Origin of the sequence: Xanthomonas sp. DAR 34887 (assembly GCF_041245805.1) — a bacterium.
Taxonomy (GTDB): Bacteria; Pseudomonadota; Gammaproteobacteria; order Xanthomonadales; family Xanthomonadaceae; genus Xanthomonas_A; species Xanthomonas_A tesorieronis.
Map to the genome: position 1 here is coordinate 245,108 of NZ_CP162490.1, position 14,615 is coordinate 259,722.

Genomic DNA, 14,615 nt, shown 5'->3' on the forward strand with positions numbered 1-14,615 from the left:
AGGGCACGTGCGCCGCCGTCGATCGCGTCGCCGTTGGCGCGGTGCCGCATGGCGCAGCGGCAGCGATCGTCGTCCAGGAACTTCTAATCGCGCTGGCGTCGGTTCGATGTGAACGGCCACGGCGGTCGCGATGTGGCCGGCGCGAACGGCGGCGCGTTGCAAACGGCGGGTGTGCAGCGCGGCCGGGGATCGCGGCGCAGTGCGGGATGCGGGAATGCGGCGCAGTTGGTCGCCGTAGGCCGCCAGGTCGAGGGACGCGTTCGCCTCGCCGCCTTGCCGTCGCCGTGCGCAGGATCCACGCGTAGCGATTGCGGTACGCGCCTCGGTCGCGCGCGACGCATTGCACGACGACGGGGTCGCCACTGGCCCAGACCCGCCGCGACCGCGGGCGCGGCGGCTTGCGCAGGCGGTCGGCGAAGCAACGTGCTGCATGCGCGAGAAAGGCGCCGCGGCTGCGATAGGGATGCGCGTTCCGAACGCAATTCTCCGCTTCTGCCGCATCCAATACCTTGGCGCTGTCCGGCTCTTCAAAGTAATGACCGACGGCCTATTGACTACACATGTCGCCACAGGTACGTTTGCCGACACGTGTAGTCACCGGAGCAGGCGGATGCGTCGCAAATCGATCGGGGACCAGGAGCTGGCCCTGCTGCAGTACATCGGCGAACAAGGCGAGGCCAGCGTCGGCGAGGTCGCCGCCGGCTTCGGCGAGACCCGCGGGCTGGCCCGCTCCACCGTGCTGACGATGATGGAGCGGCTGCGCGCCAAGGCCTATCTGCGCCGGCGCCAGGTGCAAGGCGTGTATCGCTACGCCGCCACCAGCGGCCAGGACGACGTGGTGCGCAGCGCGGTCGGCAGCTTCGTCGAGAAGACCTTGCAGGGCTCGGTGTCGCCGTTCGTGGCGTGGATGTCGCAGCGCGCGGAGGTCAGCGACGACGAGCTGGCCGAACTCGAGGCATTGGTGGCCAAACTGCAATCGCAGCGGCGGGAGGACTGAGGCATGGACACGATCTTCGGCACGACGTTGTTCGAGACCCTGCTGTCGCGGCTGCTGGCGACCAGCGTGCAGGCGGCGGTCCTGGTCGCGGCGATCTGGGCGCTGTGCCGCTGGGTGCCGGCGCTGCCGGCGGCCACGCGCTGCCGGCTGTGGTGGCTGGTCGGCGCGCAGACCGTGCTCGGCCTGCTGTGGGCCGGTGCGCTGCAGCTGCCGGTGCTGCCGGCCGCGCCGACACAGCCCGCCGTTGCCGCGACCGCATTGCCGGCCGCATCGCTGCAGGACGCGAGCGCCGCGACCGTAGCGACGACCGCATCGCCGCATGCCGCCACGCAGCCCGCCGCTGCTGCCGCGCCGTTGTCCTGGGCACAGGCCTTGGTCGCGCTGTGGATGGCCGGCGTGCTGCTCGGCGCGCTGCGCAGCGGCCACGCCTACCGCGCCAGCCGGCGCCTGGTGCGGACCAGCACGCCGTGCACCGATGCCGCCCTGCTCGGCGCCTTGCGCCTGGCCGCCGAGGCGCACGGCCTGCGCCAGCCGCCGCAGCTGCGGCTGTCCGCGCAGATCGATTCGCCGCAGCTGATCGGCCCGTGGCGGCCGGTGCTGCTGCTGCCGGCGCGGCGCCTGGCAGCGATGCATGCCGACGATCTGGATATGGCATTGACCCACGAACTGGTGCATCTGCAGCGCCGCGACCTGTGGTGGGGCCTGCTGCCGGCGCTGGCGCAGCACCTGTTCTTCTTCCATCCGCTGGTGCAGCTGGCGGTGCGCGAATACGCACTGGCCCGCGAAGCGGCCTGCGATGCGGCGGTGGTCGCCGGGCACCGGCACTGCCGGCACAACTATGCACGGCTGCTGGTACAGTTGGGCGTGGCGCCGCGGCCGGCTGCCGGCGTGGCCAGCGCCTCGCCCAGCTTCGTCAGCCTGAAGCGGCGGCTGTTGATGCTGCAGAGCACCGCCTCATTCTCGCGTCTGGGCGCCGGGCTGATCACGGCCGCGATCGCGCTGGCCGGGGTCATGCCGCTGCGCCTGGTGGCCAAGCCGGCGCTGGCGGACACCGCGCCGGTCTCCACGTCGTCCGTTGCGTCGGCTGCACCAGCTGCACCGGCTGCGCCCGCAGCACCGGCAACTCCAGCGCCGGCCGCTCCGATCCTGGCAAGCGTTCTGGCGCAGCCCGCGCCGCCAGCCCCGGCAGCGCCAGCCGCGCCTGCGGAGCCCGCTGCGCCGCTGAGCACCCAAGGCCGCGTTTCGCTCTCGCCGCACGAGGACCAGGACGCCTACGTGCTGGTGCAGGACGGGCACAATCTGATGGACGCTTCGCTGGACGACCTGCGCGAAGCGCGTCGCCTGGCCGGCGACGGCGGCGAACTCCTGTGGTTCCGCCATGCTGGCCATCGTTATGTGGTCCGCGATCCGGCGGCGCTGGCGCGGTTCCAGGCCGTGCACGAACAGACCCTGGACCTGGCCGATGCGCAGGCCGAGCTGGGCGACCAGCAAGGCGATCTTGGCGAGCGCCAGGGCGAACTGGGCGAGCGCATGGCGAAGCTGAGTTCGCAGATGGCCGAGAGCGCCACGCGCCAGGCCGAGGCGGCGGTCGCTACCAGCCGCGGCGCCGCCAGCCAGGCGCAGATCGATCGCCTGGCGGCGCTGCGGGCGAGCGAACAACTGCGCCGGCAGGACCTGGGCATGAAGATCCAGGAACTGGCCAGGCAACAGGCGAAACTCGGCTTGCAACAGTCGCAACTGGGCAAGCAGCAGGCCGATGCCAGCGCACGCGCGCGGCAGCAGGCCGAGCGCCTGATCCGCGAAGCCATCGCGCAAGGGCTGGCCTCGCCGATCGACGGCTGAGCGATTCCCCGCAGGCGGCGTCGCGCGGATAATCGCCGCGGGCGCCGACAGGAGAGGCGAGGGACGATGGCCGTTTGCAAGGTGGTGGTGCTGGGCGGCTATGGTCATTTCGGCGCGCGGATCGTGCGCGCGCTGGCGACGACGCCGACGCTGCGGGTGATCGCGGCCGGACGTCATCCCGATGCCGCCGCCGCCAATCTGGCGGGCGCGGACCTGGGTGGCGTCGCGGTGTGCCGCCTGGACACGGCGGCGGCCGATTTCCCCGCGCAATTGGCCGCTACCGGCGCGGACATCGTGGTGCACACCGCCGGGCCGTTCCAGGGACAGGACTACGCCGTCGCGCATGCCTGCCTGCAGGCCGGCATGCACTACATCGACCTGGCCGATGGCCGCGCGTTCGTGCGCGACTTTCCCGCCGCGCTGGATGCGCTGGCGCGGCAAGCCGGGCGCTGTGCGATCAGCGGCGCCAGCACCTTGCCGGCGCTGTCCAGCGCGGTGGTCGATGCGTTGCGCCCGCGCTTCTCGCAGTTGCACGACATCGACCTGGTCATCGCCCCGGCGCAGGCCACGCCCTTGGGCATGGCCACGGTGCGCGCGGTGCTGTCGTATTGCGGCCTGCCCTTCGAGTGGTGGTGCGACGGACGCTGGCAGCGCACGCGGGGCTGGGCCGGCCCGCAGCCGGTCGCGTTCGCGCGGCTCGCCCCGCGGCTGGCCGCGCCCTGCGACGTGCCGGATCACGATCTGCTGGTGGCGCGCTATCCGGGCGTGCGCAACGTGCGCTTCCGTGCGGCGCTGGAAGTGCCGTTCCTGCAGCGTTGCCTGGCCGCGCTGGCAGGTTTGCGCGGACTCGGCGTGCCGCTGCCGATGCGGTCGCTGGCGGCGGCGTTCGCGCGCGCCGGGCGCTGGTTCGATCGCTTCGGCAGCGACCTGGGCGGCATGTCGGTACAGCTGCGCGGACTGCGCGATGGGCGCCCGCATGCGCTGTGCTGGGAGCTGACCGCGCCGACTTTGCACGGCCCGGAGATTCCCTGCCTGGCCGCGATCCTGCTGGTGCGCAAGCTGGCCAGCGGCGCGCCGCCGCCGGTGGGCGCGCATGCGTGCATGGGCCTGCTGAGCCTGGCCGAGTTCGAAGGTGAGTTCGCGGCCTGGCGGATCGAGACGGCGGTGCGGGAGATCTAGGCTGGTACCGGGAGCTATCGGCGTTGAGGTGGCGGGGCTACAACGCATCGCGGCTGTTCCCTTCTCCCGCCGGGAGAAGGTGCCCCGAAGGGGCGGATGAGGGTACGGGCGCCGCCTCGTGCCCTCAAATCGAGCATCGCACCTGGCGTCGTACCCTCACCCCAACCCCTCTCCCGGGGGGAGAGGGGCTAAGGCGCTGCGGCTGTTCCCTTCTCCCATCGGGAGAAGGTGCCCCGAAGGGGCGGATGAGGGTACGGGCGCAGCCTCGTGTTCCAAATCGAGCATCGCACCTGGCGCCGTACCCTCACCCCAACCCCTCTCCCGGGGGAGAGGGGCTAAGGCACTGCGGCTGTCACTTCTCCCGCCGGGAGAAGGTGCCCCGCAGGGGCGGATGAGGGTACGGGCGCAGCCTCGTGCTCCAACCGAACATCGCGCCTAGCGCCGTACCCTCACCCCAACCCCTCTCCCGGGGGGGAGAGGGGCTAAGGCGCTGCGGCTGTCCTTCTCCCGCCGGGAGAAGGTGCCCCGAAGGGGCGGATGAGGGTACGGGCGCAGCCTCATGCTCCAACCGAACATCGCGCCTGGCGCCGTACCCTCGCCCCAACCCCTCTCCCGGGGGGAGAGGGGCTCAAGCAGTGCGCTACGGCGCTTCCACGAACGGCACGACCTCGCGCTCTTCGGCTTCGGCGTCGACCAGGCGCTGCAGCAGCAGGGCCAGCGTCACCACGTCCTGGTGGTTGTGCGCGGCGACGCGGCGCAGGTTGCGCGCGCTGCCGCCGCGCAAATAGCTCAGCCATGCGGCCGGTGCTTCGGAGCCGGGCAGGTCGTCCTCGCGCACGATGCGCAGCAGCTGGCGTTCGATCGTGGACAACTTGCAGTTCTCCCAGGTGCCGCGGTAACGGCGGCGGGTGGGATGCAGCAGGTCCACGTGGTCCAGCGCCGACAGCGGGTCGGCGCAGCGCGCCAGCCGGTAGCGGGTCTTCAGCAGCGGCGCGTCGTAGCAGCGGCCGTTGTAGCTGGACAGCACCGTGGTCGGCGCCAGCCACGCGCGGAACGCTTCGAGCATGGCCTTCTCCGCGCCCATCGTGGCCATCATCAGCTGGCGGATGCGCAGGCCGGGACCTTCGACGGGGTGCAGGTACCAATCGGCCGCGCCGATCATGAAGGCGCGGGTGCCGGTGCCGCCGGCCAGGCCGGTGGTCTCGGTGTCGAAGAACAGCAGATCCGACGGCTGCACCGCATCCTCGCGGCGGGCGAAGGCCAGCGACAGCGCGGCGGAGGGGATCGGCTGCGGCAGGAACGCTTCGATCAGGTGCAGGCCGGGCGCGATCTCCGCGCCGGGCAGGTGGCGGTCGGCCGCCTGCGGTTTGCGCGGCGCCGCGGCCGGCGCCACCGCGCGCTCGCGCATGCCGAGCAGGCGCCGCAGCGAGGCGACGTCGGCGCCGCGCCGGTCGAATGGTTCGATCGCGATCGGCGCCGCCACGGCAACGGCACTGTCGCCGCGGTGCGCTGGCAAAGGCGTGCGCGGTGCAGGCGGCAGGGGCGCCGCATCGGTGTCGCGCGGCGGCTTGCGCAGCAACGTGGCCCGGCCTGCAGGTGCCGGCGGGTTTACCGATGCAGCAGGGCTTGCGGCGAGCGCATTGCCTGCCGGCCGCACGCCGGGTGCGGGCGCACGCGGCGTTTCCGCGCCCGGGTCGCCGGCCTGCTTGCGCAGCGCGCGCAGGCGCTCAAGGCTGATGCTCATGCGCTACCCCTCGGCCGCGCGTCGGGATCGGCGCGGTTCGCATTGCCGTGCGCCGTGCCTTGCAGCAGCAAGCGCAACGCACACGCTCGCTTGCCGTCGGGATTCGTGAAACCGGCCGCGCGCACCGGCGTGGCGTTGGTGATCGGCAAGCTGGTCCTGCTGCTGCTGTTCATGCGTGCCGCTCCAGCAGCGCATCGGAATCCGCGTCGAGCACGGTCGATACGTCGTCCAGCAGCGCGCGCTGCAGAAGCGTGCGCGGCTCGCGCGAGCGATTGGTGGCCGCTGCTCATGCGCTCCAGTCCGGCAACGCATCCAGCTCGCTGTCGATCGTGGTGGCTTCCTGGTCCAGCGCAGCGTCGCCTTCCAGCAGCAGGCGCAGCACCTGCTGCGCCAGCGCCTTCGGCGTGGTCGCGCTGTCCTCCTGCGCGGCCAGCACCGGGCCGACGCAGGCCGGGCAACCGGCCACGCATTCGCAGCGCTGCACCAGTTCGCGCGCGCGCTGCACCAGCTCGGCCTGGCGCTGCCACAGCGGTTCGCTCAGGCCCACGCCGCCGGGGAAGTTGTCGTACAGGTACACGGTCGGCACGAACTGCTGCAGCTCCACGCCGACCGGCTCGCCGTTGTCGCCGCCGCGCAGCTGGCCGCGGCCCTTGGCGTCGGCCATCGCGAACCAGGCGCCGTCGCCGTCGCCCACCGCCTTCTGCAGGTCGCGCGCGTCGGCCATCACCGCCACCGTCGCCACCACGTGCAGCGCATAGGCGGCGCCGAGGAAGCCGTCCAGCGCGTCCTGCTTGGTGGCGAACGCCTTCAACAGCGTCGCCTGCGGCAGTTGCCACCACACCGCGGTGGTGTGCAGCTCCTGATCGGGCAGGGTGACCGGGCCGTAGCCGATGTTCTCGTGGGTGTAGTAGCGGATCTTCTTGTAGCCGGCCACGCGCCGGACCACGTGCACCTCGCCGTGGTGGCTGTCGCCGCGCCCGGCCGCGCCGCCGTCGAAACGGTCCAGCACCTTGAGCTTGGTGAAGTCGATGCTGTCGGTGTAGTAGTCCACGTGGGTGCGGGTGACATAGGCCTTGCGCCCTTCCCAGTCGAGTTTTTCCACCTGGTACGGGGTGCTCTGCACCATGTGGATCGCGCCTTCGTACAGGGTGAGCGCGGCGGCGGAATAGTCCACCTCGGCGATGATCTGTTGCTTGCCGTCGGTCTTGTCCACCACCACGAAATTGCCGTCGGCCACCGAGCGCAGGCTCACCGCGTTGGCCGGGTAGCTGTCGGCGATCCACTCCCAGCGGTCGCCTTCCTGATGCACCACCTCGCTTTCCGCCAGGGCTTCCAGGAACACCGCCGGATCGACCGGGCCGAACGCCTCGCCGGCGACGAAGGTCAGCTCGAACGCGGCGCAACGGATGTGGTCGAACAGGATCAGCGGCTGGTCCGGGGCGATGCGTGCGTGTTCGGGCGAGGCATCGGCGAAGAAGTCCGGATGCCGCACCACGTATTGGTCCAGCGGCTGCGAACTGGCCACCAGCACGCCCAGCGACGGCTGCTGGCGGCGCCCGGCGCGGCCGAAGCGCTGCCAGGTCGCGGCCACGCTGCCGGGGTAGCCGTTGAGCACCACCACGTCCAGCGAGCCGATGTCCACGCCCAGTTCCAGCGCGGACGTCGACACGATGCCGTCGATGCTGCCGGCGCGCATCGCGCGTTCGGCCTCGCGACGTTCGGTCGGCAGGTAGCCGCCGCGGTAGGCGCGGATGCGCGGCGGCTTGCGCGGGTCGTGGTCGAAGATGTCCTTCAGGTACTTGGTCAGCACTTCCACCATCAGCCGGGTCTGCGCGAACACCAGCGTTTTCAGTCCGCTCTTGATCGCAATGCGCGCGATGCGGTTGCTCTGCGAGCGCGCCGAGGCGCGCAGGCCCAGGTCGGCGTTGACCACCGGCGGGTTCCACAGCAGTACGTGCTTGTCGCCGGACGGCGCGCCGGAGTCGGTGATCGCATGCACGCGCTGCTCGATCAGCGCCTCGGCATGCGCGCGCGGATTGCCGATGGTGGCCGAGCACAGGATGAACTGCGGGGTCACCCCGTAGAACGCGCAGATGCGCTTGAGCCGGCGCAGCACGTTGGTGACGTGGCTGCCGAAGACGCCGCGGTAGGTGTGGATCTCGTCGATCACCACGTAGCGCAGGTTTTCGAAGAACTGCGCCCACTTGGTGTGGTGCGGCAGGATCGCCTGGTGCAGCATGTCCGGGTTGCTGACCACGATGTCGCCGTGCAGGCGGATCGCCTGGCGCGCATCGCCCGGGGTGTCGCCGTCGAAGGTGAAGGCCTTCACTCCCAACTCGCCGGCGCGGTTGAGCTCCAGCAGCTCGGCCACCTGGTCCTGCGCCAGCGCCTTGGTCGGGAACAGGTACAGCGCCTTGGCCTGCGCCGTCATCGCCGCGGCCACCACCGGCAGCGTGTAGCACAGCGACTTGCCCGACGCGGTGGGGGTGACGATGGCCACGTGCTCGCCGCGCTGCGCCGCGTCCCAGGCCTCGGCCTGGTGGCTGTACAACTGCTCGATGCCGCGCGCCTGCAGCGCCGCGACCAGGGCCGCCGGCACGTCGTCCGGGATCGGCGCGTAGCGGCCTTCGCGGCCGGGGAGCATGAAGCTGCCGGTGATGCGGTCGTGGTAGCGCCGCTCCAGCCGCTCGGTCAGCAGCGCGCCGTCGCGCGAAGGCTCGCCGCCGGTGGTGGACAGGGCGCGCTCGGCGTCCTCGGTGCGGCGGGCTAGGGCGTGGGCGGGCATCGGTACGGCTCTCAAAGCGGGACAGGGAAGCGGAACGGCGTCTCAGGGTATGAGACAGCGGCCGACCGGGCGAGGGCGGCTGGCTGAGCGGATTCAGCCAGCGCGGTGCAAACATCTCGGCGACCCCTATGACGCATTGCGTTATACGGCGGGTGGCGTTATGGTTGCTGCGTGATCCGGAACTTCGTCGACAAGGAAGCCGAAAAGATCTGGCAGGGCACGCCTTCCCGGCGATTGCCGGCCGATATCCAGGTCGTGGCTCGGCGCAAGCTGCGCATGCTCAACAGCGCGGCCACGCTGGACGACTTGCGTGTTCCGCCCGCCAATCGACTGGAAGCGTTGAAAGGAAGCCGCAAAGGCCAATACAGCATCCGGATCAACGATCAATGGCGCGTGTGCTTCCAATGGAAGGATGGCGATGCGCTTGACGTGGAAATCGTCGACTACCACTGACCCACCGAGCCGCCATGAAGACCCTGCCCAACATCCACCCCGGCGAAGTCCTGCTGGAGGAATTCCTGACCCCGCTGGGCATCAGCCAGAACGCGCTGGCGCGTGCCGCCGGCGTACCGCCGCGCCGCATCAACGAAATCGTGCTCGGCAAGCGCAGCGTCAGCGCCGACAGCGCGATCCGGCTGGCGGCCGCGCTCGGCACCAGCGAGCGTTTCTGGCTCGGCCTGCAGGCCGACTACGACCTGGAACAGGCGCGACGTGCGCTGGGCGCGCAGGCTCGGAAGATCGAGCGCATCGCGGCATAGACCGCGCAGCGGCGCGGTCGCTGTCGCGGGCGGGAAGAAGCCGGCGCGCACCTGCGATATCGCTGACCTGATCGGCGCGGCCAGCGGGTATGCTGTGCTCCCTCCGCGCAGCGGCGCGATCCCCCGACGTGCCGAAGACCCGCCTTGTCCGTGCCTGCCCCCGCCCCAGTCGCTCACTACAAAACCGCCGCCGCCCGCCGCGCCGACCTGATCGTGCATGCCGCCGGACTGCTGCTGTCCGTCGTCGGCGGCGCCTTGCTGGTCCGGCGCGCCCACGCCAGCGAAGCCCTGGTCGTGGCCACCTGCGTCTACGCGCTGGGCATGCTGGCGATGTTCGCGTGCTCGGCCGCCTACAACTTCGCCTCGCCGCAGCGCCAGCCGATCCTGCGCAAGCTGGACCACGCCGGCATCTTCGTGATGATCGCCGGTTCCTACACGCCGCTGTTCGTGCTGGCGCTGTCCGGCGCCTGGGTCTGGTCGATGACCCTGGCGGTGTGGGGCGTGGCGCTGTTCGGCGTGTTCGCCAAGCTGTTCCTGCCCGGCATCAGCAAGGGTTTCTGGGTCGCCATCTACCTGCTGCTGGGCTGGGCCGGCATCGTCGCGATCAAGCCGCTCATGGCCAACCTGGACAGCGCCGTGCTCTGGTTCATCGCCGCCGGCGGCCTGTTCTACACCGTGGGCGTGGGCTTCTACGTGCGCAAGTCGATGGTCTACAACCGCGCCATCTGGCACGCCCACGTGTTGGGCGGCGCGCTGTCGCACTGGTGCGCCGTCTGGCTGTGCCTGCAGCCGTTGCAGGCGGCCTGATCCGACGGGCAGAAGGCATGCGCCGTATGCGGCGCGCCGCAGCGGCGATGGTGACGTTCAGCTGCCGACAGTAAGCTCGGCAGCTGCCATGGCGATGCATGGAAAAGGACCGGTCTCGATGTGCAATGCCGCGCGTTTCGTCGTTGCCGCCGCGCTGCTTGGCGTGGTCGCACAGGCGCATGCCCAGCAGGCCGACCCCGCGCCCGCCGCGGCCAGCCCGCCGCCGCAGGACATCCAGACCCTCGACGAAGTGCGCGCGCTGCCGCCGGACGAGGAACAGCCCCTGGACCTGTACCGCTTCAAGAATCCGGTCAGCGCCCAGCCCAACCGCTTCGACAAGGATTGGCGGCCGCCGCCCTCGGTGGAGCAGGTCAGCCAGGGCGGCGGCTACCTCGCCCTCGGCATCTACTACGTCGCCGGCAAGGCCGCCAAGGGGCTGCATACGCTCACTGGCGCACCGGACCAGGTCCAGCCGGCGGTCGCCCGCCCGCCGCCGTTGAGCGATGCGCAGATCCGCCGCGCGGCGGCGTTCTGCGACGCGCAGAACGCGGATTGCACTGGGCAGCAGTGAGCGTGCCGGGCTGATGTTGCCATCGGTCCGAGCCGCTCGCCGGGTGACGGCGCTCGCACCGCAGCGGATTGCGCTGCTGCGCTCCGGTATTCGTCCAGGTCGCGCGCGTTGCGCTTACCCGACATCGAGAAACCTGCCCGTTCTCTGCGCGCCTTGCGCAGAGAACGGAAAGACGTTCGCCGCTTACAGCGAGCAGCGCAAACGGCGGCCGCGATGGACGAAGGTGTCGCTGCGCGCGTCGTAGCTGCGGTAGCGCTGCTGGCAGGCGCGGACGTGGCGGTACCAATCGTCATGCCGCGCGCGGTGCGCGGGCGGGCCACCCGGACGCGGACCCCACTTGGGGTCCCAGTGGCCATAGCGCTCGTCGCCCGGGCGGTGGTCGCCGCGATGGTCGCCCGGTCGATCGCCATGGCGGTCGTCGTGCCGGGCTTCGTCGCGGCGCTCGGCGCCGAGCTGGCCCGGCCGCGGCGGAGCGTCGTGGCGCCGGTCATCGTCGTGCCGGTCCTGCGGCGGGACCTGGTCCGCGCCTGCAACGGCGGGAAGGCCGGCGGCCAGGGCGCAAGCGATCACGACTCCAAGCATCTTGTTCATTCGATTCTCCATGGGCAGGTAAGCACGGCGTGCGATCCGGCGCTGACGCTACCCGCACCGCTACGGTGATGCCGTGATGCCGGCCATCCATACGGGCGGCTGGCCACTTGGTGAACCTGGGCGACCAGCGAATGGTGCGGCCGGCGGGTGGCCCGCGCCGTCGATGCTGCGCTAGCGCAGTACGCGCATGCAGATACCTGGCCGCGTGACCGAGGCCGGCGTATTCAACCGTGCTGACCGCAGCGACCCGAGCGACTGCACGACAACTTCGCTGCGATCGCATGCAGGCGCCGGCGCATCCAGCTGGCTGCCGGGCGCATGCGCGCCGACGGAAGATCGGGAAGGTCGAACAGCGCTTGCTCACCCGGGCGCAATGCAGGCGAGGAAACGGACCGAGTTGGATGGTGCGGCTTCATGGGAGGCCTGGCGGGGTCGCAAAAAACACGGGAACGAACGGCATCAGGATGCAGCAGCATTGCTACGCGACGGCGAAAGGGCAGTGCTGTTGTCCCTGTCCGCTCGGAACGCCACTTCGGACAGCTTTATAAAACCAAACTGTACGGTTCTATTATTATGCGACCCTCTCTTGGTGTCAACACGAAACCAGGAAGCAGTTCAGCTTGCGGTGACGATGCGTTGCCACCGCCTGACCCGTGTCATCCCGCTACGCCGCGCTCGATGCGCCGCCGGCGTGGCGCGCTCGCCGGCGCTGCGCCCGCCGCTCCAGCCGATAGCTGCAGCGCATTCGCCGTCAGGCCGATTGACTCCCGGTCCTGCACGCCTTCCGGCAACGCGGCGCTGCGCGATCGCGAAGGCAGGCATTCCAGGCAGATCGGTTCGCGACCAGGCAACGGATATCCGCGTTGCCGCCCTCAGCCGCAGGCCCAGTCGAACCGCATGTCCCTGAAGTCCAGCTGCGCATTGCCGCCGCCGAAGTTGTAGCCGCCGAAGTCCTCTTCGAACCCGATGTAGTACGGGCTGAAGTCCGGCACGTTCTGCACCGGGCGCATGGTCCCGCCGAGGTGGTTGACGGCGTGGCCGATGGCCCAGTCGTGCTCGCGGTAGTTTTCCGTCGCGATCTCGCCGTTCAGCCAGTAGTGGAAGGGTTGGTAGTCGCCGTCGCCGGGCGTATCGCCGAAATACTCCCGCGGCGGCCTGCCCGCGTTGGGGTCATTGGCGCGCGCGTTGAGCTTGAACGGGCGATGCACGGCGTGCGGGTCTGCTGCTTTCGGCAACGGGATCTCCCGCCGCTCCCACGCCGCGAATCCGGCTGCCGCCCCGGCGCCGAACCACTGCGGCACGGCCAACACGCGCTGCAGCGGACTATCCACCATCGGTGGCGGCGGGCATGGCGGGCCATCGGCTTCATCCTGGCTCAGCAGGATCACCGCATAGGCGCAGCCCAGGATGTCGCGCATCCGCGACAGCCGCGGATGCGCCTGCCGCGCGCGTTCCCAGAAGGGCAGCAGCGCTGCGTCGACCGGCGGCACTGCACCGGGTGCATCGATCACGTCCTCCATGCCATCCGGTCCGCCGATCGGGCCGCCATCGTTGTGATCCAGCGCGGTGGCGAAGAACGAAAGCGCCACCGCGTCGGGACCATGCACGCGATAGTCCGCCGGCAGTCGCAGGGTGAAGCCGTGCAGCATCGGATAGCCGCTGTGCGGATCCAGCGGCCATTGCGCCGGGCGAATCCCGGGCGGCAGGCCGAAGCACCAGCCATCGCTGTCCTGCGCCGGTGGGCCGTCGTGCCAGTCGTTCAGGGCGATGTCGTAGGCGTGCATGGGTGCTCCAGAGGGGATTGCGGAATTGGCGCTGCACGTCGTGTGCACTGACGATCGCGGGATGCACTGCGCAACGGCTTGATCAGAGCGTCCGTGCCGCAGCGTCCACGCATCGGCGTAGCGCGGATGTCCTCTGCCTCGGGGCTTGTGCGCGTGTCCTTCTCCAACGCACCGGCGCGCTGACCCGCGCCAGCGATCTCTGCGCTGTGCGAGGCCGCCGCTGTCCGTGGCCACCGAGCGATAGCGCAGAGCGTCGTATGCCCTGGTCATACGCTGTTCGTGCAGCTCGCGGTCGCGTTCGACGCAGCGCTGTTGATCGTAGACGGCGGGGCCGCCCCTTGCGGCATTCAAGATAGGCCTCGGACGCCTCGACGTTCGCCGATTCTCGCGGATGCAGTTGCCGAAGCTATTGAAGCCGCTATTGCAGTTGCGACGGCTTTTGTCCTGCTGCGCGCTCGCTTAGACGCTCGCCGCCGCAGCGGCCAGCAACACCACCCACAACAGCCAGCTGCGCTTGTTTTCCTTGGTGCCCATGCGTCCTTCCCCTTGCCTCGTATCCTGTGTGGAAACAGCTTTACAAGCCCGCGGTTAATGTTTCGCTAAGGATATGTCGTGACGCGATGCTGACGTCGCCAGACCCGGAAGCTTGAAGTGGTGCGGGTGAGGCGTGCGGGTCGCCAGTGCATCGCGGCTATACTGCGGGCGCTTCTTCGTCTCGCGACGCTCGATTTGCGGAACCACGGATCGGCTCGCGCTCTCACTGGACGCGTCTGGAGTGCTATGACTTTCAAGCTCTTGCCACTCGTGCTTGCCGCCGCGCTGCTGGCCGCCTGCCAACCCGAACAAGGTGCCGCGGCGGCATCTGCGGCGGCCGCGCCTGCTGCCGCCAACGCCGACCCGCTGCCCGCATCGCCGACAAATCCAGCGGCGGCGCCTGCGCCGGACGCTGCCACGCCTGCGCCGGCATCCTCGCTGCGCGCGGCGCTGACGGTGCTCGCCGCTGCGCAGCCGCCTTCCTGGGCGCAGGTGAAGGCGATTCCCGGTCTGGGCGAACTGGTGCCGGCAGACGGCGTACGGGTCTACCCGGTGGCTGTGCGCGGCAAGACCACCCTGGCCGGATTCGGCGAAGCGCCGCTGCCGGACGGCAAGGTGGGCGCGGATGCTGGAACGCGCATGGGCAACGCCGGCGAGGCCAGCGTGACATTCGCGGGCGATGCGGCGACGGCGTTGCTGGTGGTCGTGCGCAGGTTCTATCCGAGCACGGACTACGCCAAGGTGTTGCGTGCGCAATTGCGCGGCGGCGACCGGGTGGTGCGCCGCGATGGCGTCTGCGACGACGGTTCGCCATCGCCTGCGGCAATGGAATATTGGGTAGCGCTGGAAGGCGCCGAGCGGCCGCTTGCGGTCACCGCGTCGACCGTGGACGGCGGCAAGAACGGGCCGGGCTATACCGATTTCGAATTCAGGCGCGGCGGCGCCAATGTCAAGCTGGCGCAGTGCGACCGTTGAAGCGATCGCGCTGCGCCAGTTGATCCCGGATTGCGGGATTTATCCAAC

The 14,615-nt window shown here is 70.2% G+C and carries 13 protein-coding genes; 8 read left to right on the top strand and 5 right to left on the bottom strand.

The window, feature by feature from the left end:
* Positions 1-610: 610 nt before the first annotated feature.
* From AB3X08_RS01095 to AB3X08_RS01105, 3 genes are all read left to right on the top strand, one after another.
* Positions 611-997 (top strand): BlaI/MecI/CopY family transcriptional regulator, encoded by a 387-nt coding sequence (locus tag AB3X08_RS01095; protein WP_053836589.1) that lies wholly within the window; start codon positions 611-613, stop codon positions 995-997.
* 3 nt (positions 998-1,000) lie between these two features.
* Positions 1,001-2,839 carry a M56 family metallopeptidase gene (locus AB3X08_RS01100; RefSeq protein WP_369935635.1) on the top strand — a complete coding sequence of 613 codons (1,839 nt, stop codon included), beginning with the start codon at positions 1,001-1,003 and terminating at the stop codon, positions 2,837-2,839.
* Positions 2,840-2,905: 66 nt separating this feature from the next.
* On the top strand, positions 2,906-4,018 hold the full coding sequence (locus AB3X08_RS01105) for a saccharopine dehydrogenase family protein (RefSeq protein WP_369935637.1): 1,113 nt from the start codon (positions 2,906-2,908) through the stop codon (positions 4,016-4,018).
* Positions 4,019-4,658: 640 nt separating this feature from the next.
* Here AB3X08_RS01105 and AB3X08_RS01110 read toward each other — a convergent pair.
* The 3 genes from AB3X08_RS01110 to AB3X08_RS01120 form a co-directional block, all read right to left on the bottom strand.
* Positions 4,659-5,762, bottom strand: coding sequence for a ribonuclease H-like domain-containing protein (locus AB3X08_RS01110; protein WP_369935639.1), 1,104 nt, complete (start codon positions 5,760-5,762; stop codon positions 4,659-4,661).
* Positions 5,759-5,935: a hypothetical protein gene (locus AB3X08_RS01115; protein WP_369935641.1), complete on the bottom strand. Its 177-nt coding sequence runs from the start codon at positions 5,933-5,935 to the stop codon at positions 5,759-5,761. Before AB3X08_RS01115 ends, AB3X08_RS01110 begins: the two co-directional genes overlap by 4 nt.
* Positions 5,936-6,048: 113 nt before the next feature.
* Entirely contained in the window at positions 6,049-8,547 is a 2,499-nt protein-coding gene (locus AB3X08_RS01120; protein ID WP_369935643.1) for a DEAD/DEAH box helicase, read from the bottom strand.
* A 171-nt stretch (positions 8,548-8,718) separates the two neighbouring features.
* On the opposite strand from AB3X08_RS01120, the gene AB3X08_RS01125 reads away from it, so the two are divergent.
* From AB3X08_RS01125 to AB3X08_RS01140, 4 genes are all read left to right on the top strand, one after another.
* Positions 8,719-9,000 (top strand): type II toxin-antitoxin system RelE/ParE family toxin, encoded by a 282-nt coding sequence (locus AB3X08_RS01125; RefSeq protein ID WP_369935645.1) that lies wholly within the window; start codon positions 8,719-8,721, stop codon positions 8,998-9,000.
* Positions 9,001-9,014: 14 nt separating this feature from the next.
* Complete coding sequence (locus tag AB3X08_RS01130; RefSeq protein ID WP_185814804.1) at positions 9,015-9,305, top strand: HigA family addiction module antitoxin; 291 nt, start codon at positions 9,015-9,017, stop codon at positions 9,303-9,305.
* Positions 9,306-9,449: 144 nt separating this feature from the next.
* Complete coding sequence (gene trhA / locus AB3X08_RS01135; RefSeq protein WP_369935647.1) at positions 9,450-10,112, top strand: PAQR family membrane homeostasis protein TrhA; 663 nt, start codon at positions 9,450-9,452, stop codon at positions 10,110-10,112.
* 118 nt (positions 10,113-10,230) lie between these two features.
* Positions 10,231-10,683 carry a hypothetical protein gene (locus AB3X08_RS01140; protein ID WP_369935649.1) on the top strand — a complete coding sequence of 151 codons (453 nt, stop codon included), beginning with the start codon at positions 10,231-10,233 and terminating at the stop codon, positions 10,681-10,683.
* Between the two features lie 183 nt (positions 10,684-10,866).
* On the opposite strand, the gene AB3X08_RS01145 is transcribed toward AB3X08_RS01140, so the two are convergent.
* Together AB3X08_RS01145 and AB3X08_RS01150 are read right to left on the bottom strand one after the other, a co-directional pair.
* Positions 10,867-11,286 (bottom strand): BA14K family protein, encoded by a 420-nt coding sequence (locus tag AB3X08_RS01145; protein ID WP_369935651.1) that lies wholly within the window; start codon positions 11,284-11,286, stop codon positions 10,867-10,869.
* A gap of 860 nt (positions 11,287-12,146) precedes the next feature.
* Positions 12,147-13,058 (bottom strand): hypothetical protein, encoded by a 912-nt coding sequence (locus AB3X08_RS01150; protein WP_369935653.1) that lies wholly within the window; start codon positions 13,056-13,058, stop codon positions 12,147-12,149.
* A 780-nt stretch (positions 13,059-13,838) separates the two neighbouring features.
* On the opposite strand from AB3X08_RS01150, the gene AB3X08_RS01155 reads away from it, so the two are divergent.
* Complete coding sequence (locus tag AB3X08_RS01155; protein ID WP_369935655.1) at positions 13,839-14,567, top strand: hypothetical protein; 729 nt, start codon at positions 13,839-13,841, stop codon at positions 14,565-14,567.
* Positions 14,568-14,615 lie beyond the last annotated feature (48 nt).